The sequence below is a fragment of the Thermoplasma sp. genome, assembly GCF_008709555.1.
In the GTDB taxonomy this organism is placed as follows: domain Archaea; phylum Thermoplasmatota; class Thermoplasmata; order Thermoplasmatales; family Thermoplasmataceae; genus Thermoplasma.
The window spans coordinates 1-26,562 of the sequence record NZ_VYIJ01000017.1 but is presented as its reverse complement, the minus strand read 5'-3'; the positions used below and the strand labels follow the sequence as shown (position 1 = coordinate 26,562).

The 26,562-nt window shown below is 48.5% G+C and carries 21 protein-coding genes, 2 tRNA genes and 1 rRNA gene; 12 read left to right on the top strand and 12 right to left on the bottom strand.

The window, feature by feature from the left end; genetic code table 11:
- Nucleotides 1-190: 190 nt before the first annotated feature.
- Nucleotides 191-262, bottom strand: a tRNA-Ala gene (locus F6Q11_RS06290).
- A gap of 34 nt (nt 263-296) precedes the next feature.
- Here F6Q11_RS06290 and F6Q11_RS06285 point away from each other — a divergent pair.
- A complete protein-coding gene (locus F6Q11_RS06285) occupies nt 297-1,823 on the top strand; it encodes a DEAD/DEAH box helicase family protein (protein WP_297027366.1) in 1,527 nt (508 codons plus the stop codon).
- On the opposite strand, the gene F6Q11_RS06280 is transcribed toward F6Q11_RS06285, so the two are convergent.
- Entirely contained in the window at nt 1,820-2,776 is a 957-nt protein-coding gene (locus F6Q11_RS06280; RefSeq protein WP_297027363.1) for a replication factor C small subunit, read from the bottom strand. The genes F6Q11_RS06285 and F6Q11_RS06280 overlap by 4 nt on opposite strands.
- Nucleotides 2,777-3,062: 286 nt before the next feature.
- Complete coding sequence (gene glnA, locus F6Q11_RS06275; RefSeq protein WP_297027360.1) at nt 3,063-4,400, bottom strand: type I glutamate--ammonia ligase; 1,338 nt, start codon at nt 4,398-4,400, stop codon at nt 3,063-3,065.
- A 193-nt stretch (nt 4,401-4,593) separates the two neighbouring features.
- Here glnA and F6Q11_RS06270 point away from each other — a divergent pair, with 193 nt between their 5' ends.
- Nucleotides 4,594-5,058, top strand: a complete 465-nt coding sequence (locus F6Q11_RS06270; protein ID WP_297027358.1) for a PadR family transcriptional regulator — start codon at nt 4,594-4,596, stop codon at nt 5,056-5,058.
- 1 nt (nt 5,059) lies between these two features.
- Here F6Q11_RS06270 and F6Q11_RS06265 read toward each other — a convergent pair whose 3' ends face one another.
- A complete protein-coding gene (locus F6Q11_RS06265) occupies nt 5,060-5,212 on the bottom strand; it encodes a hypothetical protein (protein ID WP_173338154.1) in 153 nt (50 codons plus the stop codon).
- Nucleotides 5,213-5,442: 230 nt separating this feature from the next.
- Between F6Q11_RS06265 and F6Q11_RS06260 the strand changes: the two genes are divergently transcribed.
- Nucleotides 5,443-6,570: a geranylgeranyl reductase family protein gene (locus F6Q11_RS06260; protein ID WP_297027347.1), complete on the top strand. Its 1,128-nt coding sequence runs from the start codon at nt 5,443-5,445 to the stop codon at nt 6,568-6,570.
- Between the two features lie 3 nt (nt 6,571-6,573).
- Complete coding sequence (locus tag F6Q11_RS06255) at nt 6,574-7,431, top strand: DMT family transporter (protein ID WP_297027344.1); 858 nt, start codon at nt 6,574-6,576, stop codon at nt 7,429-7,431.
- Here F6Q11_RS06255 and tgtA read toward each other — a convergent pair.
- From tgtA to F6Q11_RS06235, 4 genes are all read right to left on the bottom strand, one after another.
- Nucleotides 7,416-9,314 (bottom strand): tRNA guanosine(15) transglycosylase TgtA, encoded by a 1,899-nt coding sequence (tgtA, locus tag F6Q11_RS06250; RefSeq protein WP_297027342.1) that lies wholly within the window; start codon nt 9,312-9,314, stop codon nt 7,416-7,418. The two genes, F6Q11_RS06255 and tgtA, sit on opposite strands and share 16 nt — an antisense overlap.
- A 3-nt stretch (nt 9,315-9,317) precedes the next feature.
- Entirely contained in the window at nt 9,318-11,087 is a 1,770-nt protein-coding gene (locus tag F6Q11_RS06245; RefSeq protein WP_297027340.1) for a ribosome biogenesis/translation initiation ATPase RLI, read from the bottom strand.
- 9 nt (nt 11,088-11,096) lie between these two features.
- On the bottom strand, nt 11,097-11,546 hold the full coding sequence (locus tag F6Q11_RS06240; RefSeq protein WP_297027336.1) for a DUF6015 family protein: 450 nt from the start codon (nt 11,544-11,546) through the stop codon (nt 11,097-11,099).
- A 124-nt stretch (nt 11,547-11,670) separates the two neighbouring features.
- Complete coding sequence (locus F6Q11_RS06235; protein WP_297027333.1) at nt 11,671-14,781, bottom strand: S41 family peptidase; 3,111 nt, start codon at nt 14,779-14,781, stop codon at nt 11,671-11,673.
- A 230-nt stretch (nt 14,782-15,011) separates the two neighbouring features.
- Here F6Q11_RS06235 and F6Q11_RS06230 point away from each other — a divergent pair, with 230 nt between their 5' ends.
- From F6Q11_RS06230 to F6Q11_RS06220, 3 genes are all read left to right on the top strand, one after another.
- On the top strand, nt 15,012-16,094 hold the full coding sequence (locus F6Q11_RS06230; protein WP_297027330.1) for a GTP-binding protein: 1,083 nt from the start codon (nt 15,012-15,014) through the stop codon (nt 16,092-16,094).
- 86 nt (nt 16,095-16,180) lie between these two features.
- The gene (locus tag F6Q11_RS06225; RefSeq protein WP_297027327.1) at nt 16,181-17,068 is read left to right on the top strand and encodes a coiled-coil protein; all 888 of its coding nucleotides are present in this window, start codon (nt 16,181-16,183) and stop codon (nt 17,066-17,068) included.
- A gap of 1 nt (nt 17,069) precedes the next feature.
- A complete protein-coding gene (locus F6Q11_RS06220; protein WP_297027325.1) occupies nt 17,070-17,477 on the top strand; it encodes a DUF131 domain-containing protein in 408 nt (135 codons plus the stop codon).
- On the opposite strand, the gene F6Q11_RS06215 is transcribed toward F6Q11_RS06220, so the two are convergent.
- The gene (locus tag F6Q11_RS06215) at nt 17,448-18,527 is read right to left on the bottom strand and encodes an NDP-sugar synthase (protein WP_297027323.1); all 1,080 of its coding nucleotides are present in this window, start codon (nt 18,525-18,527) and stop codon (nt 17,448-17,450) included. The two genes, F6Q11_RS06220 and F6Q11_RS06215, sit on opposite strands and share 30 nt — an antisense overlap.
- Before the next feature lie 103 nt (nt 18,528-18,630).
- Complete coding sequence (locus tag F6Q11_RS06210; RefSeq protein ID WP_297027320.1) at nt 18,631-19,248, bottom strand: TenA family protein; 618 nt, start codon at nt 19,246-19,248, stop codon at nt 18,631-18,633.
- A 212-nt stretch (nt 19,249-19,460) separates the two neighbouring features.
- On the opposite strand from F6Q11_RS06210, the gene F6Q11_RS06205 reads away from it, so the two are divergent.
- Together F6Q11_RS06205 and F6Q11_RS06200 are read left to right on the top strand one after the other, a co-directional pair.
- Nucleotides 19,461-20,828, top strand: coding sequence for a cytochrome ubiquinol oxidase subunit I (locus F6Q11_RS06205; RefSeq protein ID WP_297027318.1), 1,368 nt, complete (start codon nt 19,461-19,463; stop codon nt 20,826-20,828).
- A gap of 10 nt (nt 20,829-20,838) precedes the next feature.
- Nucleotides 20,839-21,807, top strand: a complete 969-nt coding sequence (locus F6Q11_RS06200; protein ID WP_297027315.1) for a hypothetical protein — start codon at nt 20,839-20,841, stop codon at nt 21,805-21,807.
- A gap of 390 nt (nt 21,808-22,197) precedes the next feature.
- Here the strand turns inward: F6Q11_RS06200 and F6Q11_RS06195 are convergent, their stop codons facing one another.
- Together F6Q11_RS06195 and F6Q11_RS06190 are read right to left on the bottom strand one after the other, a co-directional pair.
- Entirely contained in the window at nt 22,198-22,638 is a 441-nt protein-coding gene (locus tag F6Q11_RS06195; protein ID WP_297027312.1) for a hypothetical protein, read from the bottom strand.
- A 15-nt stretch (nt 22,639-22,653) separates the two neighbouring features.
- Nucleotides 22,654-22,726, bottom strand: a tRNA-Gln gene (locus F6Q11_RS06190).
- 247 nt (nt 22,727-22,973) lie between these two features.
- Between F6Q11_RS06190 and F6Q11_RS06185 the strand changes: the two genes are divergently transcribed.
- The 3 genes from F6Q11_RS06185 to F6Q11_RS06175 form a co-directional block, all read left to right on the top strand.
- Entirely contained in the window at nt 22,974-23,570 is a 597-nt protein-coding gene (locus F6Q11_RS06185; protein ID WP_297027309.1) for an alpha/beta hydrolase, read from the top strand.
- Nucleotides 23,571-23,578: 8 nt separating this feature from the next.
- Nucleotides 23,579-23,983 (top strand): molybdenum cofactor biosynthesis protein MoaE, encoded by a 405-nt coding sequence (locus tag F6Q11_RS06180; protein WP_297027306.1) that lies wholly within the window; start codon nt 23,579-23,581, stop codon nt 23,981-23,983.
- Nucleotides 23,984-24,204: 221 nt separating this feature from the next.
- Nucleotides 24,205-26,562: ribosomal RNA gene (locus F6Q11_RS06175) — 23S ribosomal RNA — on the top strand; the annotation flags it as partial.

Below are 26,562 nucleotides of genomic sequence, written 5' to 3'. Positions count from 1 at the left end.
ATTCCACTTTAACTATACGATCATGATATTTTACATTAATGTAAAATGATAAGCATTATAAGGACCATCATTAACCATATAGACAGAAAGCTTGAATGAATAAGGATCTGTATTTCTATGATTATGACAATCGCTCTAAAATATAATAATCACAGCGTTCTCCTATAGCAAAGTTAATCCCCTTCCGTTATGGACCGGTCGGGGTTTGAACCCGAGGCCTCCTGCTTGCGAAGCAGGCGATCTACCGCTGATCTACCGGCCCATCTAATATTTATATGCTTGAAGCATAATCATATGTGATTATTCAGCCCAGGGAATATCAATTAAACGTATTTAAAAATTCAATAGACCAGAACACGCTGGTGGTCATGCCTACAGGTCTGGGTAAGACCATAATAGCGGCCATGCTCATCGAGAAGTTCTACAGCGAAAAGAAGAGGAGCCTCATGGTTGCCCCAACAAAGCCCCTGGTGCTGCAGCATGCGAAGACCATAGCAGAATCCACAGGAATAAGCGAAAGCGAGATCGGCGTATTCACAGGCGAGATAGATGCTGAGGAACGTGAGCTGATATGGGTAACGAAGAAGATATTCGTATCAACTCCGCAGGTGGTTTTCAATGACATGCGATCCGGAGTTCTTGACATTACGAAATTCGATCTTATAATATTCGATGAGGCCCACAGGGCTGTTGGAAACTATGCCTATGTGGACATAGCCCAGGAGTACCTGAAGTACAAGAAAAAACTCATAATTGGGCTAACCGCAAGCCCTGGAGGAGACCGGGAGAGGATAGACGAGATCATCTCCAACCTGGGCATCTCGAAGGTCATAGCAAAGACAGAGATGGATGAAGACGTCAGAAAGTACGTCAAAACCATAGATGTTAAACTTATGAAGATACCTGAACCCGAGGCCACCAGGGAAATCGTTAACATGATCGATAGCTTAATGTCCCAGCTTCTGGAGCCAGTCAGGAACAGCAACTTCAGGGTGGGCAGATCAAGAAAGGAACTCGTGGCAGTTATGCAGAAGGTCATAGGATCTGCAAAGGAGGACCGCAGCCTCTTCCAGCTTGTGCGCAGGATAACGGCAGCAATCCGCCTGGATTACCTCAAGGAGTACATAGAGACGCAGGGGATAGACATCGGTATGCATTACCTCGAGGAGATGGAGAAAAGCGATGACCCCAGCATAAGGAGGGCGATGTCCATGCTATCCAGCCTTGAGGATTTCGCAGATCTGAAGTCAAAGCTGCGGACGGCTGCCGAGGATTATGTGAATCCGAAGATGGAGAGGATACTCTCCATACTGGAATCAAACATACGCGGAAAGGAAAGAGCCATAGTGTTCACGCATTACAGGATAACATCCGATCTCCTGATGGACTACATAGCGAAGAGAAACACATCATTGAAGCCCGTGCGATTCATAGGCCAGGCTGACCGCGGATCGGACGAGGGCCTTTCACAGGACCAGCAGAAGAAGATAATAGAGGATTTCAAAAACAACGTTTACAACGTGCTCATAGCCACGAGCATAGCGGAGGAGGGCCTGGATATACCAGATACTGACTTTGTGATATTCTATGAAGCCGTACCATCAGAGATAAGGTACATACAGAGGAAGGGAAGGACAGGGAGGAGCAGGAATGGCCAGGTGTACATACTTGTCTTCGAGAATTCCAGGGACATGGCATACTACTACAGCAGCCTCAGAAAGGTATCGCGCATGACTCAGACGATAGAGAACCTCAGGCAGGAGGAAGTTTCAAAGGTAAGGGAGGAGAAAGGCGACGTGCAGAAGAGCATATTCGACTTCTAGTCCGTCCTGCTTCCTATCTCTGCAAGTTTTGCGATCAGTGCATCGAGCTGTATCCTGTCATTCGAACCTTCAACTATCCTGAATTCTGCATCTGCAAGGGCCTTTATTATCTCTATCTTCTGCCTCGGTGATATCATGCTGCTCCTGACGTATGAATGCAGGCTCCTCACTATGTCGATCCCGGACAGTCCATCGTACACCAGCATACCGTCAACTATTTCGCGGGCCTCATCAAAGAGCCCATTTATTGCACGGGATATCATCTTCTGTACCTTATCCGGGCTTGCATAACCTATGATCTCGTATATCTTCTTCGGCGAGATCTCCCCGGACGTGTACACGGCCTGAAGGACGTTTATTGCCTTCCTCATGTCTCCGGCCGAGACCTCAACGAGAGCATGCATGCTCTCCTCGTCTATCTCGAAGCCCTCATTCTTAGCTATCTCCTGAAGCTTCCTGCTTATGTATTCATCAGGAACAGGGCGGAACCTCATGACAACTGTCCTGGACTGTATGGGCGGTATTATCTTGGAGGAATAGTTGCATGAGAATATGAACCTGGTCGTCTCAGAATATATCTCCATGGTCCTCCTCAGCGCGGCCTGAGCCTCGGCGGTGAGCTGATCCGCTTCGTCCAGAAAGAGTATCTTGAATCCAAGGGGGTTTGACGGTTTGATCCTTGCTATGTCCTTGATCTTGTTCCTTATCACGTCTATGCCATTCTCGTTGGAGGCGTTCATCTCCACCATATTTTCCTTCCATGAATCGCCGAAGAGCTCTATTGCAAGCGCTATGGCCGTGGACGTCTTCCCAGTGCCGACAGATCCCGCGAAGAGGAGGTGCGGTATCTCCTTCCTCTCGACGAAGGACTTCAACTTTTGGATGTTCTCGTCCTCTCCGTATATTTCAGAAAGGCTCTTCGGTCTGTATTTCTCGGTCCATATCTCGATCATAACGCTACCCTGATATTTGGATCTGGTTTCTTCGTACTCGTGGGCATAGGTGCATGATGCATTAAATACCATACCCACCGCACGAAGATACTGGCCTGAAACGGCATTTCCGTGCAGTTATCCAGTGTCAGCCAATGCTGATGTTTTATATCTTTATCAATTTTTCCAGTTCCGGGTAGATCAATGGGGATGTATTATGCTCTTACCTGCTTCTTTCCATGGAGAAGTACGTGTAGAGATCGTGGATCTGATTATCCCGTCACATGCACTTGTATGAAAAAATTGTTCAGAGGGTTGGGAGATACCTCTTTATCTCCCACTCGCCCACATAGGATCGGAACTGGTCCCACTCCCTCTGCTTCACAGTTATAAAGTTCTCATAGACATGTTCGCCTAGGACATTTTTCATCAGTTTGCTGGATCTCAGGTGGTGAAGCGCTTCTCCAAGGCTCTCAGGCATTGACATTATGCCCTCAGCCTGCCTCTCCTCTGGCGTCATGTGGAATATATCCTTTTCAACCGGTTCAGGAGGTTCGATCCTGTTCCTTATGCCCTCAAGACCCATTCCGAGCACAACAGCGAACTGCAGGTACGGGTTTCCTGCAGGGTCAGGGCACCTCAGCTCCATTCTCTTTCTTACGCCCTCTCCGGCGGGTATCCTGACCAGCGCAGACCTGTTCTTGTTTGCCCATGATATGTATACCGGAGCTTCGTATCCAGGTATGAGCCTCTTGTAGGAGTTGACTGTTGACGCCAGGATAGCGGAGGCCTCGTTTATGTATTTCAGGATGCCTCCGAGGTAGTGCATGGCGTAATCGCTCAGTCCGTACTTCGCATTCTTGTCATAGAACCTGTTTGTCTTCTCGTCTGTGCTCATTATGCTCTGGTGTATGTGCATTCCTGACCCGTTGACGCCGTTTATCGGCTTCGGCATGAATGATGCGTAGAGGCCGTTCCTCTCCGCTATGTTCTTTATTATGCTCTTCAGCATCACTATCCTGTCGGCCATCTTCAGCGCCGGAGCATACCTTAGGTCCACCTCCTGCTGTCCATATGCCACCTCATGGTGAGCCGCCTCTGGCTGATAGCCAAGATCGTAAAGCTCCTTCATTATCTGCTGCCTTATGTCGCTCGCAGAATCAAGCGGCGTATTGTCGAAGTAGCCTCCGTAGTCGCTTGGTTCGGTGGTCGGATTTCCATGTTCGTCCCTCTTGAACAGGAAGAATTCAAATTCAGGCCCAACAAAGAATTCGTTTCCTTCCTTATGCACCTCTTCAAGTATACGCTCAAGCACATATCTGGGATCACCCGGAAACCTTGTGCCGTCGGGCGAATACACGCTGCATACGAATCTGGCGATCCTGTTCTTTCCGAACTCCTCTGGCAGGAGGGTGTAGCTTTCAAGGTTTGGTATGGCGCGCATGTCGCTTTCCTCTATCTGCGCGTATCCAGCAACGGAGCTCCCATCAAAAACCACGCCTTCGGTCAGGGCGTTCTCGAACCTGTTCTTTGGCACGGTGAGACTCTTAACATTGCCAGTTATGTCGGTGAACTGCATCTGCAGAAATTCCACCCTGTCCTCCTCTATCCTCTTCAGCGTTTTAGAAACAAGATCCTCTGGCATAACAGCCAATGAGTATTCATGATTTATATTTTTAGATCATGGATCTGACAATACGTAGCCTGACCGTATATGAATGGCGTATAACTGCTCTTCCGTAATAATAAAGCTGCGGCCCTCCCATATCATAATGTTTAAATATGGGTAATTGATATCTAATTATCGATATCTAAAAATCGATCAGAGGTGAGAAAGGATGTTTGGAGGAATGAGGGGTCCATGGGGACACCATGTGTACCATTCGAGGGGGTTCGTAGGGATAAGGTACTGGATCCTTAGGATACTGTCAGAGGGTGAGAAGACCGGAGCTGAGATCATGTCGACCATGGAGAGCATAACAATGGGAAGATGGAGGCCGTCTCCAGGTGCGGTGTATCCACTGCTCAGAGATATGGAAGAGGAGGGATATGTGAAGAGCACGGAGAGAGACAACAAGAAGTACTACTCGCTGCAGGAGAAGGGCAGGGAGATGCTGAACATGCTTGGGACAAGACCATTCTATGGCATGGATGTGGAGACGCATGGCGTGGACGAAACCATAGACAGGATAGGCGATTACATAAGCTACCTTAAGGACAACAGGGATCAGGTAAGGGCTTCCCAGCTTTCAATAGAAAAATTAAAAAGACTGAAGGCAGAGATAGACTCCATAATAGGCTGAATCATCCAGCCTTTTCTATCTTTTTCTTCAGGTCAGCTATTTCTTCCTGAAGCTGCTTGTTCATGGGGTTTTTCTTGGCCTTTTCCTCGAGTTCCTGGAGTTTCATCTCTAAGCTCTTCTTCTTTCTGTTCAGATCCCTCTTGCTGAGTCCCATAATCACACACCATCAGGTATCCAGATATGATACCATCAACCTTGGTGTTATCCTTTTTTTATGTATTAATTTTATTATTTACATGTCTAAAATGAAAGGCGATCACATTCCATCAGGCTTAATCAACAATCCCAAGGATCTGCGCTATTAGACCAATATGGTTCACGCTCTTCGCGGTATGATCCATAGAGCCTCATAAAAACTTATTAATGGATTATGGATTGGAAAACGTGAAGGACGTCATAGTCATAGGAGCAGGCCCATCGGGATCTTTTGCGGCCTACAGGCTCGCCAGGGCAGGTTTCTCCGTCGATCTCCTGGAAGAGCACAGGGAGGTCGGAAAGCCTGTGGAGTGCACGGGTCTTGTCTCTCAGCGCGTCCTTCAGTATGTCCGGACCAGGAGCATAGCGGGCACCGTCAGGGGAGCGAACATATTCTTTCCTAACGGCAAGAGCATACACATTGAGAAGGATGATCCGACAATTGTGCTCTTCAGGGATTCATTTGATAAGGACGTGGCTGCAATGGCCATAGGTGCAGGTTCGGGCATCAGGATAAATGCAAGGGCCCTATCCGTAACGGAACACGATGACCACGTGACCGTCAGGTACAGGGAGAACGGCAACATCAGGGAGGAAGACGCCATGATCGTTGTGGGGGCTGATGGGATAAACAGCGTAGTCAGGCGCGACGTCTACAGGCTCCGCCAGAGGCATGTGGTATCGACGCTGCAGTACGATATGGCCTCCACTATGGATGATGAGGACTCGGTCAGCGTCTACCTGGGTTCCAAGTACACGCATGGCTTCTTCGGCTGGGCCGTACCCGGCGGCGACATTGTGAGGGTTGGCACCGGCAGCTATAGGGCGTCTGCACGTCCGTATATGGAGAACCTCTCGCACAGGTTTGGGGATAATCGTGTCCTCGGCATAACGGGTGCTGGCATACCAATAAGGATGGCCGAGCGCCTCAACACGAAGAGAACCGTGCTTGTGGGTGACGCGGGCGGTATAGTGAAGCCCCTCTCAGGTGGAGGTATATATACGGGCATATTCTCATCCGACGTTGCTGCAAGATACGTAATAGAGGATCTGGAGAATGGAAATACGGGCACCGCCCTGAAGAAGTACGACAGGGAGATACGCGCAACGATAGGGAGGGAACTGAAGAAGGACTCCATGGTTCAGAGCATATATTCCAGGATAAGCGACAGGTCCTTCAACAGGATATACGGTATGATATCGAACGAGAAGATCATAGACGTTATAAACAGGAGCGGCGATATAGACTACCCTTCAACTGTGATAATTAAAGTACTTCTCAGGAATCCGGGGATACTGTATTCCATGTGGAAGTAGACCATGGACAGACATGATGCGCTGTACCTGACCCTCCTGATATTCGTGACGTTCATATGGGGCGTAACCTTTCCGATGATCAAGGACGTCTTCGTATACCTGTCTCCAGTGTCATTTCTTGCCATAAGGTTCGTCGTGGCTGCACTCATATTCCTGCCATTTGTTTACAGAAAACTCAGGGCTTCCAACAGGAAAACGATAAGGTACGGGATAATAGCAGGTGTATTTCTCTTCATCGCCTATTACCTCCAGACCGTTGGCCTCATGTACACTGAACCTGCATTATCCGGAACAATAACTGGAATATACGTCGTATTCGTGCCGCTGATATCGTATTTTTACCTCAGGCGCAGGGTCATGAAGATAGAGGTCTATTCGTCGGTGTTTGCCTTTCTCGGTCTCGTGCTGATGTCCTACAGCGGCCTCCACAGTGCAGCCATAGAGTCTGGAGACATACTGACATTCATTGCAGCAATATTCTATGCGATGCAGCTTGTGTACGTTTCGAAGTACGCCTCGGATATTGACCCGCTCACGTTCTCCTTCCTGCAGATAGTGGTCGTGGCTGTGCTGTCGCTTGCCTTCATGCGCACAGACATGTATCCGCTGCACTTTTCGTACTACGCTCTCTTCGTGGTGGTGTTCACGGCAATATTTGCCACATTTCTTGCGACGTATGTATACGTTTCTGCCCTATCTAAGATGAACGTGACAAAGGTCGGAGTCATACTGATAGGCGAACCGATCTTTGCGGACGTGACCTCGATATTCCTCTTCAATGAGCCGGTTGGTCCGGTGGAAATACTTGGAATATGCATAATGATAGTTTCAATAGGCGTTATATCCTACTTCTCGGACTGATCCCTGCCCTCGTGCACCTTAACAGCTATGCCCTCCGTGTACTCCTTGAGTTCCCTTCCCGAGACCGTGGCCTTTCCAACGGCAACGAGTCCGTCATCCTCATCCACGACAAGAACGTCATTCTTCGCAACTATGTTTTCATCGGCATCCACAACAAATTTGAAGAATACGCTGTAGCCCTTGGCATTGTACTCCGCGCTGTCCCTGGACACGATGACCCTCATCGACGGTCGCTTCAGCTGAGAATGTATGAGCGAAGCGCCGTAATAGGTCAGCGTGAAGAAACCGTCGTTGCGCAGCGTGGCTATCTGCCTGCCATCCTTTGACAGGATTCCCCTTATGCGGCCGGTCTTCGATACATTTATCTTCACGTCGTCCCTGAACAGCATCTTTCCAACGCCAAAACCGAACTGGTAGTCGGCCACGGTCCTTATTTTGTTCAGGTTGAAGCTTCTCACGGGTTCGCCCTCGAACTTCTCGCCCTTGTAGACATCCACCCTGAAGGGCGATATCATGTCCTTTACCCTTGAAAAATCAGGGTCAGTTTCGAATCCGGAACTCACGGTCTGTTCCACTGGATAGGTGTTTTCAAGTTCAGCCGGCACAAAGGTCCCCGACCATGATATGAGGGCGTTGCAGTCTATCCTCTGGTACACGTCCCTGACAAATTCTGAATTTGTATATCCGGGGACCCATGCCCTGGCGTTGAACGCATACGTATCCTTTCTGTTTGAGGACAGGAAAGATTCCGTGAACCTGTTCAGCCTGGATACATAGGGGTTCCTCGTTGAGAACGAATCGTAGAAGAAATAGGCGGTTTTTTTGGACAGATCCTCGTACTTCTCAAGAATATTAGAATATGACATCATCCTCCAGTAGGCCTTCATCAGGCTCGGATGCGATCTAGCCTTCTGCGCCACATACTGTGCAAGCCCCTCCTCGTAAATGCGCTCCTTGATCTCAGCTATCTCCATGAATATGGCCTTCAGGTTATGCCTGGCTATCTCAACGCTCCGCTTCTCCCTGTCCAGATCCCTGATCTCCTTTACCGTGTATTTATCGTATAGTGGGCTCCACTGCGGCAGCTCAGTTATCCTTGCCAGGTCCCTCGTACCGTCCGGGTATATGAGTCTGTCGTCCTTGGCGTACTTCACATAGGATGCGGAATCGAAAAGATCAACACCCATGTAAACAGAGAATGCGAAGAACATCGGATGGCCACCTCCGAAGAGATGCACAGGCCTGTTGAAGCTCAGGCTGATCTTTGAGTTTATTATTATGTCCACGAGCGTTGAATAGTCGTACGTTTCCAGGAGGGGAACGACGCCGCCTATGGGGTGGTATCTGGCGTTGGTGGAATTCATAAGTTCGGCCGATCTCCTCCTGAGGTCGGGATAGATGCCGCCCTGTACTGGACCAGCTATGATCCCGGTTTCGTCGTTGACCTCCATCATCCTGTTATACGTCTCGATCAAGGCCTTTTCTGCCTCGGATCTTGATGTTCCGGGTGTTGTGAACACGTCGAGTATTGTGGATATATCGCTTCCTATCCTTTTCTGAAAATCCACAACTTCCCTGTTGTTGAACTCTATGGAACCGTATACGTAACTCTGGAATGTACCGGAATCAGTCATTATGGGCCCATCGTAGCCTATCAGGGAGTGAAGGCCCTCCTTCAGCGCCCTGTCCCTCAGCTGAGGCGTCCTCAGAATTATGTAGCTGTTTGTTATTATGCCCTGTAGCCCGAGAGGTTTCATCTCCTGGGGCGTTATGTCCATTATATTTGGATTTATAACCGGTAGAACCGTTGGTGTCTCTATGGTACCGTGCGGTGTCTCGAACTTCGCTATCCTTGCAAGGCCGTCCCTTTCCTTAATCTCCATAGATCACGAATAATAATAATTGTTCTGTTCCTTCTGCATTCTGTCCAGGCTGCTATTCTCCTTGTTTATTCTTGGTCTCTTCGAGTTCTGATCCCTCCTGAAGGTCACGCCCACCGTCTTCAGGAACCTGTTCATTCCATCCCTCATATCCATTGGACCTTCAGAATGGCCATGCGAACCCGGCACACCAGAAAAGACGATGAGGCTGTCCGATATAAGGTCTATGAGGTAGATATCATGGTCAACGACCATTGCGGTCTTCTTCGTGTTTTCCATGACCCTCCTTATGACCTTGGCCACCACCATCCTGAAGGAGGAATCGAGATGCGCAGATGGCTCATCCAGCAGGTATATGTCTGCATCCCTCGCCAGTGTTATGGCTATGGAAAGCCTCTGCAGTTCTCCTCCGGACAGTCCGTTAACTGGATTCTCCATGATATCCTCAATGCTCAGAGGATGGAAGATCTCGTTCTTAACAAACGAATCATCTGACCTTTCGCCAAGCGAGGACCTTATGAGCTCGGAAACTGACCCATCGAAGGAGGTTGATATGTACTGGGGCTTGTACGATACCCTCACGTTCTGCGATATTGACCCGGAATCCGGGTTCAGAACGCCTGCGAGCATCATGATGAATGTGCTCTTGCCTAAGGCGTTCTTCCCAAGTATACCCACGATCTCGCTTCTGTGGATCTTTCCCTGCGATACATCTAGAGTGAAATCGCCCAGGGTTTTTCTCATATCAGTCCATGATATCAGATCCTGCGTGAATTTGTCTCTCCTTGACGCCTTCTCTTCGAACTCTATTGGGTAGCTTCGTATGCGCACGTTCTCTTCCTTCAGGAAACCAGACAGGTATGCATTTATCGCCCTGTTCGTAGAAAGCGGCTCTGAGAATATGCCGTAGACGCCGGGATCACCATAGACTATGTTCACGGAGTCTGCGAGCCAATCGAGTATGGCCAGGTCGTGTTCCACCACTATGACCGTTTTTTTCCTTGCGAGTTCCTGAACTATCCTGGAAGCATTCAACCTCTCGTTTATATCAAGGTATGATGTCATCTCGTCGAAGAGGTATATATCCGCTTCCTTCTCAAGAACCGTACCTATCGCCAGCCTCTGCAGTTCTCCTCCGGAGCATTCTGTCACATTCTTGTTGACAGAGTTCTCCAGATTTAGCTGTGAGACTATGTCGCTGTATCTTCCGGTTTCATCGTTCTTTTTCAGAACTTCTCCAATGGTCCCCTTGACCACCTTGGGTATATAATCAACGTACTGGTTCTTCAGCACAGCCCTCTTGTTCTGTTCGTAAAGCCCCCTGAAATAGGCACCCATCTCTGTCCTTGCGAATCGATCCATAACCTCTTCTTTCGAGGGTGGTCTTTCATAAGATCCCAGGTTGGGTACAGTTATGCCGGAGAGTATGTTCAGCGTGGTTGTCTTTCCCAGGCCGTTTTGCCCAAGTATGGCAGATACCCGGCCTGGAGAGATGTTCGGTACGGAATAAATCCTGAAACCGTTTACGCCATATCTGTGGAGAACCTCCTTGTTCAGCTCATCTGGAAGCGTTACGATCTTTATAGCTCCAAATGGGCATCGCCTGATGCATATGCCACAGCCTATACACAAGGTTTCAGATATGAGCGGTTGCCCATCTGGATCCGGAAAATCTATGGCCATCACATGGTTTCGCACCGGGGGACAGTAATACTGGCACTCATGGTGGCATTTTTTTGGGTGGCACTTATCCCGGTCTAGGACGGCTACATGCATCGGGCATCCCTACTCAACGACCTTCCAGTAGTCATCGGGTATCTCATCGTATATCTTGTATTCCTCATCGGTCTTCTTCTTCCTGTAGTCCACCTTCATGTTCGCAAGTTCCATGATCTTGTTTATGTTGAGGATCCAGTAGTGTATCCGCCACTCCCTCCCATCGAAGAGTGTTGTCTCCTCCCTTTCAGTCTGAAGTATACCTATATCCTCCATGGTGTAGAAAGAATCACGGTCTTCCGGTTCAAGCATATTATCAATAACACGGTCATTATAACCGAAAAAATTTATGATATGTTCAGCAGCCTCCATGGCTTCTTCTTCACTCATCCGCCGGTCCTGGAGGCTTAGGCCGGCGTTGATTGCCTTTGAGAGTTCCTCAATGGTTGTGTAATACCTAATACCGGACTTACCGTCATCACTCTTATTGACCATAGTAACCTCTTCTGAAGCTTCCATAGGAAATTAATGATTGCAAATATATAGTTAAGCTTATCGAGTTTCGCATATAAATTAACCAAATATCGTATATAAGGATATCTCTAAAAAGTTTGAAGCTGTCCTTATATCGATCATTTCCTTTTCATATATTTTTATCAGGCCTCTGGGGCAGCTCCTCATTCCAGTTGCGCAGTTCCTCCATCAGGCTGCCTATGGCGTAATCCAGCTGCGGATCCTTCCCTTTGAGATAGTCATGCGGGGCGTATTCCACCTCCACGTCTGGATCGACTCCGTAGTTTTCAACGCCGAAACCGGTGTCGCGGAACCAGAAGGCGAACTCGGGCTGCGATAGCACCGTGCCGTCTATGAGCCTGCGCCTGGGGCTTATGCCGACTACGCCTCCCCATGTCCTGGTGCCAATGAGCTTTCCGAGCCCGAGCTTCTTGAAGGAGAAGCTGAATATGTCTCCGTCAGATCCTGCGTATTCATTGGTTATTGCTATCATCTTCCCCCTCACGGAGTTTGTCGGGTAAGGACTCAACGTTCCTCTGCGCGGATTGTCGTATCCAAGCCTCCTGTTCATCAGCTTTTCTATTATCAGCTGTGATACGAATCCTCCGCCGTTGAACCGCACATCGACGATCAGGCCGGGATATGAAGATTCGTTTATGAAGAGCCGGTAGAACTCGTTCAGTCCCATCATGCCCATGTCTGGTATGTGTATGTATCCGATCATGCCGCCGCTCTTCTCGTGCACGTACCTCCTGTTCTCCTCGACCCATGACCTGTACCTTATGAAGCGGTCATCGTCCAGAACATCGATCATAAGATCCTTCGCTTCGCCGTTCTCCTTCGATAGCCTGATCCTTGCAGACGTCCCTGATTTTTCTGAAAGGATGCGGAACAGGTTGTTCTGTTCGCTCACAGGCTCTCCATCTATATCTTCAATGCGGTAGCCTGTTGGATCTATGCCATACTCGAAAATAGGCGATTTTTCCCCCTCGTTTGAATAATCGCCGACATAGGCCTTTGCTATCTCATAGCGATCGCCGTTCAACTTGAAATCGCAGGCTATTCTCCCGCTTTTGAACTGGTCTTTGTCTGTGAACGTGCCGCCCATCTCATAGGAATGCGAGGTACGGTACTCACCCTGCATCTCAACTATGACGTTGCTCAGGTCAAACCTGGTGACACACATCGGAACGAGTTTCCTGTACTTATCGTATATCCTATCGGATACCTCCTTTGCAACGACCTCATTCCAGTAGTTGTCTCTGGCTAGCTTCCACGCTTCATCGTACATCTGAAGGAACTCCTCGAGCCTGCTCGAAGACAGTGGTCTCCTGTCCGTCTCCACCATCCTTTCATCCTCAGGCTTCTCCAGAGCGAATACGTAGAGCTTTCCATCATCCTTTCTGACCATTGCGTTCTTTCCGTCGACTGACAGCCTCATATCTGTTAGGTTTCTCTTAACCTCTGTGGTCTTCTTCGTTTTCACGTCATATTTTATCAGTACTCCCTTCTCAGGAGCACCCTGGTAGTATGAGGCGTATTCGCCGTGAACCGGCACGTTGTAGAGCATTATCGATGACTCAAGGGGGATCACCATCCTGTAATCTCCAGGTTCAACATTTATGGGGCTTGACCTCTTGTACATATCGGATAGATCGTATTCCCCGGATTCTGAAACCATTGATGGCGGGACAAGCTTTGTGGGATTTGGCGATCCGGGCTTCAGTGGTATAACGAATGGCCTGGAAACCACCTCGAAGCTGAAATTCAGCACAACCCTGTCCGGGGTCGGATCCAGGCTCCTGTATGAAAGGTAGTAAAGGTTCTTTGAATCAGCGTCGAACGCAGGTGCATAGTCATGGGAATTCTCTGTTGTGGCCTTGAATATCTTACGCTGATCCACATCGTACACATGGATCGACTGCATAACGTAGCCGTCCGTTTCTCCATGCTTCAGCGGAAAGCTGTAGGCGACGAACCTTGAGTTGTCAGATATGGCGAAATCAGTTATCATGGCTTCCCTGCTGCGTTCTATGACAGATGAGGTTCCGCTTTCAAGGTCAACCATCAGTATCTCGAACCTGTCGTTGGCTACAACAGCGAACTTACCCGTCTTGTTCACGGCCATTGCGAATACGTTTCCGAGGTTCTCATTAAATTCGTTGACACTTCCTGTCCTGTAATCGTAAATTCCGAGGAAATCGCCATCCCTCGTCCCACGTATGAAGGCAACCTTGGTTTCTCCGGCCCTGCGTACGTATCTTATCCTCAGCGGTTCCGGGACCTTCATAACGTAGCTGCCAGAAACATCCTGAATAATTGCCTGGCCTCTGCTCACGAAGGCCACAAGATCCCCATCTAGGGGTGAAAAGTCCTCTGCAAATTTTGACGGTATGTTCGTCAGCCTGTCGTCAGGCGACTCAAGGTCACCTATCTCCAGCTTTTGGACCTTCTCCGTGTTGGGATCGAAGATGTAGATCGAACCTCCCATAGAAAAGACTATCCTCCGACCGTCAGTGTTCAGATGTCTCGGATAGTAATCGCTGAACGAGGTATGCCTCCGCATGTCACCACCGTTCAGATCAGTTGAATATATCTGGCCGAAACCATCGATGTCCGTAATGAAGTATATGCGATGCCCAACGATCACGGGGCTTGAGACATGCGTGCTTATGTCGACTATCTTTTTGAAAGTGCCATGATCCGTTTCGATCCAGATCTTTCCACGCGTTCCACCACGGTAACCCTTCCAGTGCGGCAGTTCGAAGGTATTCCTTCCTATGACCCTCCTGCCGTCCACAAACATGATATGCGTTGCCGGCCCGACATTCAACGGAACAAAATCTGCACCATCCTTTTCCACTTTGTAGAGGTACGTCATGGATGAGAACGGGTGCATGGCATCTGACGATATTATGAGGTTACCTTCCGGATCAAAGCCAGCGATATCAGTGAACATCCTCCTTCCAGTGCTCCTTCCTGAGAAATAGGTCAACCGCCTGACCTGGCCATTCATGGAATCGTATGAGTACACCTCAGCCGTGTTCAGTGGAGCGCCCCTCATGACGCGAAAAGCTATCCTTCTCCCGTCTGGGTAGAATCTGGCATTGTTTATGACACCTATATCGGTCACTATCCTCCGTGTTTTCCCGTCTTTCAGATCGTGCTCCCACAGATCGTCGCAGCAGACAAATATGATCCTGTCGCCATTTATATCAGGGTTCAGCAAAAGATTAGGCATGCAGAGACCATGCATTTCAATCATCTTAAAGGTTTTGAAGCCTCCGCATGATCGCCTGAATCGATTCTGTCAAATAACCTGGATATCCGGGCTTTCTATGCAAGGCGAAGTGCGTACTTTACGATGGGGGAATGCCGGTCATCTGGGAGTTTCAACACAACCGGAAATGCAAGGAGATGTACCGCAAAGAGATATAAAGAGGTTGAAAATTAGGGAAGAAAGTAGAACAGATGCCAACGATCGAAGAGAGGATTAAGGAGATCGAAGATGAGATAAAGCGTACTCAGTACAACAAGGCTACAGAGCACCACATAGGCCTCCTGAAGGCTAAGATTGCAAAGCTTCAGATGGAGGCAAGTGCAAGGCATGGCGGTTCTCATAGCGGGTTCGCCGTGCCAAAATCCGGAGATGCGACGGTTGCTCTGGTTGGTTTTCCAAACGTGGGCAAGAGCAGCCTCCTCAACAGGCTGACGAACTCAGACAGCGAGATAGGGGATTACGCGTTCACTACCCTCAAAGCCATACCGGGCATCCTCGAGTATAAGGGTGCTGAAATACAGATACTCGATCTTCCAGGGATCATAGAAAACGCCTCGTATGGAGCTGGACGTGGAAGGGAGATACTGAGCGCGGTGAGATCTGCTGATCTCATAGTGATTGTTACGGATGTACAGGCTGGGGGGATAGACAAGATCATGGCAGAACTCTACAACGCGGGCATAGTTGTGAACCGGAAGCGCAGGAACGTCGAAATAAGGAAGACAACATCTGGAGGAATAAGGCTGCACAGGCCAAAGAACATAGACATAGATGAAGACTACATAAAGGAGATAATGAAGGAATTCAAGCTTGTCAACGCCGATGTCTACATACGCGAAAACGTATCTGTCGAGGATATAATAGAGACGCTCCAGGGCCGCTACGTGTACATACCGTCAATAGTGGCAGTCAACAAGATAGATATGAACCCGTCATTCGATACATCGCAGGTATCACAGTATGGGGAGGTTTTCAGGGTATCCGCGAAGACAGGCTATGGCATAGAAGATCTCAAGGAGGGAATATTCAGATCGCTGAACCTGATACGCATCTACCTCAGAAACAAGGCAGGTGTTGTGGATTTCCAGAAACCTCTCATAGTGAGGGAGGGTACAACGGTGAGAGAGGTCTGCAGGAAGATCAACAGGAGCATGATCGATTCATTCAGGTACGCAATCGTATCCGGAAAGAACAGGCCAATCGGAGAGCAGAGGGTGGGCATAGACTACCCCCTCATGGACGAGGACATCGTCACGATAATCAGCAGAAACTAGCGATGTATAAACTCCATCAGTTGCGTTGCGAAATCTATATATGCCTCACATTAATAAAGGATAGAATTCTGCAATGAAGTGTTACTATGACGGATCTTCTCCAGGAGTTTGAGGAAAAGAGAGACATTCTGAGAAAAGCAATAGAGGAGCATATAAAGAAAAGAGATGAAGCTGCACAGCAAAGCCGTAATTATGCTGAACAGAGGGACCAGCTGAATGCCAAGGTCCACGAGATGAGGGACCAGGTGAAACAGAAGATATCACAGAAAAATGCCCTCATCGAGGAAGTTCAGAAGATAAGGACGGAAAAGGAAGAGCACTTCAAGAAGCTCTCGGAGCTCAGGAAGGAGTACAAGAAGATAACGGACGAAGCGAATTATGCCAGCGTGAACCAGAGAGACATCAAGGCCAAGGAGAGGGAGCTGCAGAAACTCATCAAAAAGCAGGAGACGATGCAGCTCACAAAGGCCGAAGAGGACAAGGTCGTTCAGGAAATAAAGAGACTCAGCAACGAGATCAAGAAGATGAAGGATGACAGGGAGAAGCAGCTCAGCGAGAACGAGAAGGTCAAGGCACTGCAGGCCGAGATCGACAAGGAGAAGACGCTTGCGAGGGATCTCAAGAAGAGAGCCGAAGAGATATCAAACCAGATATCTGAGATAAGCAACGATATCAACAAGTCCCTGCAGGAGCTCGACGAGGTCAGGAAGAAAGCGGATGAAATGCATGAAATGGCCATCAAATACGGAAAGGAATCAGAGCAGGAACACGAGGCTTTCATACAGGCCAAGAATGACCTGAAGGATCTTGAGAAGGTCATAGCTGGGCTCAGGACTAAGAAGAGAGCTACAAAGAAGAAGGAAAAGGATGACGAGCTGCAGCAGAAGGCAGAGGTGCTCTTCGAGAAGTTCAAGAACGGCGAAGAGCTCACAACCGACGATCTGCTGATACTGCAGAAGGCCGGCTTCCTGTGATATGAATATATTCCGTATCGGTTACCTGCTGGTGCTGTTTGGCGTACTGGTCCTGGTTGCAATGGCTGCAATCGGGATTGCTCATTTTGCGCTTTTTGTAATTTTTCCCGTCATATACGGTTCAGGTCTTTCCATTATACCGTTTCTTCTGATCTTTCTGGGCATAGTCCTGATGTTCTTTGCCCCGTTCCAGTTCTCTCACAGCACGGACAGGATATTCATTCCACCAGAATACGATGATCATGAAAATGAAACCGCTGAGGAGAAAAAGGAAGAGAGGCACTACGGAGGCCTCATCATGATAGGTCCCATACCGATCGTATTCGGCAATGACAGGAACCTGATCTACATTTCCATTGCAGTTGCCATACTGATAATTTTAGTTTTCATCCTGTACTATCTCAGATGAGAGGGCAACCTGAAACACCTTGGATCCGTTCTGCAGGTTGAGCTTCTGCGAGAGCACGCTGTCGTGTATTTCGCAGTCCTCACCTATAACGGTGTTCTGCATTATGACAGAATTCACGACCTTCGTACCCTTCATTATCTTTGAAGAGGCCATTATCACGGAGTTCTCGATCTGGACGTCGTCCCCTATGGAAACGCCGTCATACACCGCAGATCCGGATATGGTGCTGTTCTTGCCAACATGAACGCCCTCGCCGATGTATATTGGCGGCTTTATGGAACACCCCTGCGGGACCTTGCCCTTTATTATGGCTTTTCCGCCTCCATTGTACGTCTCTCCATATTTCTCCACCATTATCTGGTTCGCCTTTATCACATCCTTTGGCCTTCCCGCGTCAAGCCACACGCCATTTATAAGGTAAGTGCCGATCTTTACGCCCTGAGAGAGCAGCCTTGGGAACAGGTCCTTTGCGAAGTCAAACTGTCCAACCGGCGGTATATAGTGGAGCAGCGATCGATCCATGATGTAAACACCTGCATTTATTGTGTCCGAGAATGTTTCGTTCTTTCCCGGCTTTTCCAGAAAGCGTTTTATGTACCCCTCCTCGTCTATCTCTGCGATACCGAACTGCGAAGGATCATCCACCTTCGTCACCGCTATTGTTATCTTGTTCTTCTTCCTCTGGTGCTCCCTTATCATATCAGCTATGTCGAAATCGATCAGTATATCTCCGCTCCCCACGATGAAGGTGTCGTCCAGGAAATTCTCCGCAAGCTTTACCCCTCCGGCTGTACCAGCGGCCTCCTTTTCGACCGAGAAAAGTATGTTCTGGGCGGTGTTCTTATTCTCAAGAACGCCTTTTATAAGCGATTCGAATTTATATCCGGTTGTTATTATTATATCACTTATTCCGGACCTGTAAAACGCGTCCAGTATGTATGATATGACTGGCTTGCCAGCAACTGGAACGAGCGGTTTCGGTATCGAATAGGTTATTGGCCTGAGCCTCGTTCCCTTACCTCCGGCCATTACAACTCCTTTCAGGGACATGTATAATCGTAACGAATCGTAAAATATATTTTTATAGGCATCTTTAGAACAATATTATTTTTTCGAATCTTGAGTACGTATCCATGGGCATTGGATCAGGTTTTCAGATCGGGCTTTCCATATCCAGCGATGCCTGCCAGAACATCTGCTCGAACTTCAGGCTTATTAGGAAGTAGTCCTTTATCTCCGTCACATCGCCGTTGAATCTGTCCATGGCTTCCAGTATGACCGACACTCTTTCGGCGTATTCGCTTGAGGCATAGAACTCAGCCCATGCCCTGTAATACATGTTTGGAGAATCAGATACCGCCTTTCCAACCTCAGAGTATCCCCACATGCATGGTATCCAGGCCGCAAGGAACTGCGGCCAACCAACAGTTGATGCATACCTGAGATGCCTCGTGTAGGAATACGTTGTCATGGTCATCCTGTTGGATTCAACCACGTTAAGCTCCTTCTCAAGGAATGCATGGGTTTCCATGCCCTTATCCCTGCCAAGTATAACGGCCGAAAGGATCCTCAGCGCCATATCGTTTGGCAACAGCTCCGATGATCTCATCACGGCCTTCAGCATCTCGTTCACGTAAAGCGAGTCCTGAACAAGATAGAACTTGAAATTGTCCAGTGGTAGATCCCCCGATCTCATCTTCCTTACGAATTCATGGTTCACATACCTGTCCCATTCGTCCGCAAACATTGATTTCAGGCTCTCAGCTATCATATTAACTTGAAGTAAAGCATCGTATTTTTCTTTTTTGAATCCGATATCTCTTTGTCCTATTATGGGTTCATGGTTCTGAATGGATGTGCAACGACCTAATATTTTAGGTTATCAACTCATCGGATATGGCGCAGCATGTAGCTTCATCTAATTACGAAAAATTATTATATGATAAAATAAGATTTAAATATGAATCAGTTATTAATTGAGATATGGCGTTCATAACGACTTTTGACAGGTTGCTCTTCGCCTATTCGATAGGCGTCCACATAATACTGGTCACCATGAGTATCTCGACCATAGTGGTGCTTAGCGTGGCCGAATACCTTGGTATCAGGTACAAGGACAAATACTACGATCTGCTTGCCAAACGTCTGGCGAAGGTATTCACAATATTCTTCGCGATAGGGACGGCAAGCGGAATAGTGATGGCAGCTGAGCTGGTCATACTGTTTCCAAAATTCTTTGCAGTGGTTGCAGCGGTTGCAATGGTACCGTTCTATCTGGAGATATTCGCATTCTTCACCGAGACGATATTCCTGATCATATACTTCTACTACTGGGATGCTTTCAAGAACAGGATAACGCACTGGATACTGACGTTCTTCATAGGAGCAGGTACGCTTGGATCTGCTGCTTTCATCGTGATGGTCAACGCATGGATGAACACGCCTGATGGGTTCAATATACCTGTATTCGAGAGCACAGGCCAGATCACTGGAGTAAATCCATGGGCTTCCCTCAATTCACCTTCATTCCTCTCCGAGATCGCTCATGTCGTACCGGTGACGCTCCTCGCTGGTACCATGCTGATCGGAGGATACTTTGCGTACAGGTACCTGATATCGAAGAATCAGGATGACCGCACATTTTATATGAAGGGCAGCAAGATAGCTGCAGCCCTGTCCATGGCTTACGTGATCCTCGCTGGGATCTCCGGATCACTTGCTGCAAGTGAACTGATAGTCACCCAGCCACTGAAGTATTCCGCACTGGAACTGAACCTGATAGGTGGCCGCGGGTTCGAACCAGAGAAGCTCTTCGGAACAATAGTCAACGGAAAGATAGTCGGTGCCATTACTGTACCCGGGCTTCAGAGTCTGCTGGCCGGTACTGGCAAAGCCTCATTTGTAGTTCCAAAGGGCCTGATGTACTACCCGATGAACGAGTGGCCACCCCTCATCGTGCACACCATGTTCGATCTGATGGTGCTCTTCGGTATACTAATAGGGCTGTATCTTCTGGCATACCTCATCATGTGGGCGATGAAGAAGCAGCCATACGGCAACAAATGGATGGCCATACTGTTCCCGATCTTCGGTGTAATTGCGATGTACACAATGGAGGACGGATGGGTTGTGGATGAGGTTGGAAGGCAGCCATGGATAATATACAACGTAATGTACGTTTACCAGGGAGCAAACACAACAACTTCAATGATAGGGCCGGGCATAGCCATGATCATCTTCTATACCATCCTGATACCTGTATCGTTCTACTTCTCGGCCAGGGTGTTCAACAGGGAAGAAGTCAGCAAGGAGATCAGCGAATCACCGTCTGCTACAGGTGTCAACTTCTGAGGTGTGAAACATGAATTCAGTATTTGGTCTCAATTTCCTCATAATGTCCATAATGCTTGCCCTGTTCATAACGGAATCAATGGGTGCCATGCTATTCCTCTTCCATTACCATGGAGCGAAGGGCAAGGTTAGTCCGTATGTAATACCGATATGGGAACTCACTGGCACGTTCATAGCCTTCTGGGTCGTGACATCGGACTTTGCATATCCGTCCATCCTGATTCCAGCGGCCTACATCTATGCTGTGCCTCTTCTCCTGCTATTGATTGCTTTCATAGGCAGGAACGCCTTCATAATATTCGGCGAATTCATCAGGAAGAGCAGGCTATCCGACAGATCTATGTATTCAATATTCTCTGTCTTTGAATGCCTCTTCTGCCTGGTCTTTGTCATATTCGCATCGTCCGTTGTGACGGGTGGAGGCGTCGTACTTGCAAAGCTGGCATTCAATGCAGGCAGATGGGCATCCGCACCGGGCGATGTCCTCTTCGTCATAGGCGCAGTCATACTTATGTACGGGTTCTCCTTCATATTCTACGGCCTCGAGAACTACATGAAGATATCGCTGGTAGCATCATACCTTGGCGTCATCCTTGAACTTGGTGCGCTGATATGGATACATGCCTCCATAAGCGCTGTGCCATTCTCTCCTGTCCTTGCCGTCACAATAATAATCGGTCTGATCGCCCCCATACTTTTCTACTACAGGCCCACGAGGAAGATCATAGAGAACAAGATCGTCTTCCTGACTCTGCTGACAATATCAATATTCCCGTTCTATTCGCTGGTGTATCCGAAATTCTTTGGAGGAACGCTGCCAGTATCGGACTTTCTCACCAACACGGCCATGTCCGTGGCTTACTTCTACATAACGCTGGGTGGAGGAATACTGCTGATACTGATGCTGATATACATGGTCTACGTTGCCAACAACTTTGCCAAGATGCAGGCAGGTTCTGCTGCAAAGGCGGAGAGGTAAGCTGAAGATAAATTTATTTAAATTATTTTATTTTTCACAGATATTTCGTATAACGTGTCTGATCTCCTTTTCCCCGTTCGTTATTCTGCCCTGAATTCGGCGTATATCGTGGTAATTGCTGAGGGCAATATTCATTGAAATATGGCCTGCTGGCATGCACTCTGCAAATGGATCAGACAGTTATTGCGGAGTCAAGTATGCGGAATCAAGTAACGATAAGTTATTCTTAAAAGGCCACTGTAAATACGGTAACCAGAATAAGAGCAGGAGGCAGTTAGAGGTCAAGGGATCATAATTTGTCAGGTATACCTTATCCAGAGCATCCCACAAGGCTTGATCTTCAAAAACAGTTCCTGATGCTATGCGCCTCCATCGCTAACCATGATGATTTCAGCTGGTGGAGAGATACACGGTGAGGTCACCAGCGTAGTCGTGATCTGGCGTTACGAAGAAGAGCTTTAGGGTGGAGATCTGCCCTGCCTGAATGGTAAGGGGAAGTGCAGTTGCTGATCCTGCCGTGAATCCGGATGTCCCGGATGAAACAGAGCTGACTGTCAACCCTTGCGCACCGCCTTTCAGTGTAACGGAGAAATAGACCTTTTCACCCGGGCCAAGGGTCTCGTGGTTGAACTGCACCGGTATTGTTTCAGTTACCCCATTTCCTCTCAACACGATATTAACATACATAACATTGACCGTGACTGCGCTGTTCATTGAGAGGCCATAGAGTATACCGAACGATAAGGCAATAATGATGACCGCCACGACCGAAGCGATCTTCCTTGCGCGTTTCATGGAGGGTTGTGTTGGTACTTCCACAGGATCTGGCATATATCCACCGTATTATAGCCCTGGGCAGATTCGAACTGCCGTCTTTGGATCCAAAGTCCAAAATGCTTGTCCACTACACCACAGGGCTACGCACGATCATGCAAAATTTACTTATTTAACTTTCTAACCGCTGCCCTTTCTGCTAAACGCAGATATGCATCTCTTTAACATGATCATCATCGGTTCATGGACATAGCCCCTCCAGAAAGATCCATTTGATATGATGTGAATTATACTGTGGTGGCTTTCAGGTCAGCGCCGATAATAGCCGCTAGAATTACGTTCGATCAGTTGAGCAACTCTAAATTCTATATAACGGTGTAGAATGATCATGCATGGAAAATGGCGAAGTCCTGATCTCCGGATACAGGATTCCCTACAGCTATGTTGTCATCACCGGTGCCAGGAAGAATATGGTAATAATAGATATCAGAGGCGACGGGATATGGGATGAGCTCAGGGCGGCGGATAGGATAAACGAATGGAACATCAATGTCTACATCCCACGGTTTCCTGCAGCGGGCCGTAACGCTGATGATGTCAAATATTCAGGTGGTATAGATTCAGCCTCTGAGTTTTACTATGACTTTGTCCAGGCCATGCGCCTAAAGAACGTTATGCTCATGGGCGAGGGCATAAATGCAGACGTTGCCCTGAAGTGTTCAATGAATCATCCTGAGAAATACAGCAACATAATAGCCATAGACGCTACCGGTTATGAGGGTTATGCTGAGGAACTTTACAGGGTGCAGAAGCCAGTCCTCCTCATATGGGGCGGGGCCCGTGGTTACAGGGAAACGATGATAGGCCAATCCTACCATGACCTTATCGCCGGATCTGTCTTCAAGGTATTCGACAACAGCAAGAGGCCTCTTGAAGACAGCACCGATCGTTTCTTCTCCATGCTCAAGAACTACATAGCTGTGGACTAGGTGTGATCATGTACGTGGAAATAACAGACTCAAAGATACCAGTGATGGATCTGATCGAGAGGGTAAGGAGCCCAAAGGCTGGGGCCATAGTCACCTTTGAGGGTACAGTTCGTGAAGACTCGGATGGTGTAAAAGTCGACGCACTTTACTACGAGAGCTATCGGGAGATGGCCGTCAAGGAGATCCAGAATATGATAGATCACTGTATAAAGGAATTTGGAATAACCGACGCTGCGGTTGTCCACAGAACCGGCCTGGTAAATCTGACCGAGGATTCTGTGGTCATTGCCGTTTCTGCTCCGCACAGGGGGCAGGCATTTGATGCATGCAGATACATCATAGACCAGATAAAGGAGAGGGCACCCATCTGGAAGCGTGATATTGTGCAGGGATCACCTGCAAAGTGGCACTGATGGCTATTTTTCCGCATACACATGAAAAATGAATTAAAATATATTATAAATTCTGAAAAGAGAGTATTATAAAATTATTGGATAATTGGGCTTCCGGATCAAAATGCTTATATCCCTCTTAATGATATAGTCCATACACGCTTACAATGCACCTTTTAATGCATTACATTAAAAGGGAAGATGTCGAATTTTGATGAGACTAGATGAGAGATGGCACAATGGATTGTGCTCTGCTAATCTGCCTAGAGGATGGCTTGGTTCGGGCGCCGAAGAAGGACGTGCCAAGCTGCGATAAGCCTTGGGGAGGCGCATGGAGCCTTAGATCCAAGGATCTCCGAATGGGACTTCCTGCCGTAAGGCACTCCGAAAGGAGAGGGAACCCGGGGAATTGAAACATCTTAGTACCCGGAGGAAAAGAAATCAATTGAGATACCGTCAGTAAAGGCGATCGAAAGCGGTAGAAGGCAAACCGAATAGCCCTTCGAAAGAAGGGAAAGATGTGGAGTTTGGTCTTCCTCTAACGCCTCCTGAAGCGAGATGAATCTTCTGGAAAGAAGAGCCTTAGAAGGTGATAGCCCTGTAATCGAAGCTTCAGAAGCCATAAGGGGAAGTAACCAGAGTACCATGCGTCGTTTTTCGCGTGGGAATTTGGGTGGCACTAACATCCAACCTTAAATACGTCCCGAGTCCGATAGCGAACTAAGTACCGTGAGGGAAAGCTGAAAAGAAACCCGGAAGGGTGGTGAAAAGAGCCTGAAACTAGGCAGAGATAAACTTATAGGGCAGTTAAGAGGTGAAGTCGTTAACTACGATGGATCGCTGTCCTATTGTCCGTGTTGAAGAACGGGCCAGGGAGTTCTGACGAGTGGCAAGGTTAATCCTGAAAGGAGTAGCCGTAGCGAAAGCAACTACCCGCACAGCAATGGAGGGGTGGCGTGGTAAACGCGTTTAGTCACTCGTGAGAGACCCGAAGCCGGTCGATCTATACCTGAGTAGGTTGAAGCTCAGTGAAAGCTGGGTGGAGGACCGAACCTATTCTGATGTGCAAATCGTTTGGATGACTTGGGTATAGGGGTTAAAGGCCAATCTAGGCCGGCAATAGCGGGTTCCCCCCGATACTACCCGCAGGTAGACCTCGACGGAGATTCTCGGCGAGGTAGAGCGACCGATTGGTTGGTAAGCAGTCGAAAGGCTGCGCCGACTTGTCAAACTCCGAACTTGTCGAGATCGTAGATGTCGGGTGCTAGGGGGCAGGGATAAGCTTTGCTTCCGTGATGGGAACAACCAAGACGAGGGTTAAGGTCCCTAAGTTCTAGTTAAGTGCACTAAATAGGTTTGTGGCCGAAGACAGTGGGGAGGTAGGCTCAGAAGCAGCCACCCTTTAAAGAGTGCGTAACAGCTCACTCACCGAGGTCACATGCCTAGAAGATGGAAGGGGCTAAAACTAGACACCGAGACCTTCGAGCACCGAAAGGTGATCTGGTAGGGGGGCGTGCCATGTGGATAGAAGTCTCCCCGAGAGGAGGGATGGACCGCATGGTATCGCGGATCCTGGTGAAAGTAGCAGAGAAGAACCGTGAGAATCGGTTCCGCCGAAAGGGCTAAGGGTTCCTTGGCAATGTTCGTCAGCCGAGGGTTAGTCGATCCTAAGGTCATACCTAACAGGATATGACCGAAGGGGAAGCCGGTTAATATTCCGGCACACTGAACGTTTTGCCCTGTATGAGAAGGTTCAGGGTAGGGGCGGTACGGGTGCCAACGTATTTATGCTCATAAGCGGATGGAGAGTCGTAATGACGAGAAGTTCGCGAAGGAGCGTATGTTCCCATTTGGGAATCGCCTCGATCCCCGGATCCCATGAAAATCATGCAGGGGTCATGTTCAGTATCGTACCAAGAACCGACACTGGTGCCCCTAGGTGAGAAGCCTAAGGCGTTTTGGGATAATGGACGCGAGGGAAATCGGCAAAATAGCTCCGTATCTTCGGTATAAGGAGTGCCTATTCCGTGAGGGAATAGGTCGCAGTGACGAAGGGACTCCGACTGTTTACCACAAACACAGATCGCTGCTAGTCCGTAAGGATGTGTATAGCGGTTGAAACCTGCCCAGTGCTGGTACCTGAAAGCCCCGTACAAGGGGAAGAAGGGCCAGTAAACGGCGGGGGTAACTATGACCCTCTCCCACGTGAAAGCGAAGTCCCCGTGGAGCTTTACTGCAGCCTGTAGCTGTGGTGCGATCCTGACTGCGTAGTGTAGGAAGGAGCCGTCGAAGCTCTGGTTTCGGCCGGAGTGGAGGCGCCAATGAAACACTTCCCTCTCGGGATTGCGTCACTAACCTCTTCGGAGGGACAACTATTGGTGGGCAGTTTGGGTGGGGCGCCACGCCCCTAACAACGTAACAGGGGCCCCCAAAGGTCAGCTCAGGAGGGTCAGAAATCCTCCGTAGAGTGTAAAAGCAAAAGCTGGCTTGACTGTGTTGCAGACAACTAGCAACGCAGATGCGAAAGCAGGGTTTAGCGAACCACCCAGTTCCTCCTTAGTGGGGGCGGGTGATAAGAGAGAAGTTACCCCAGGGATAAC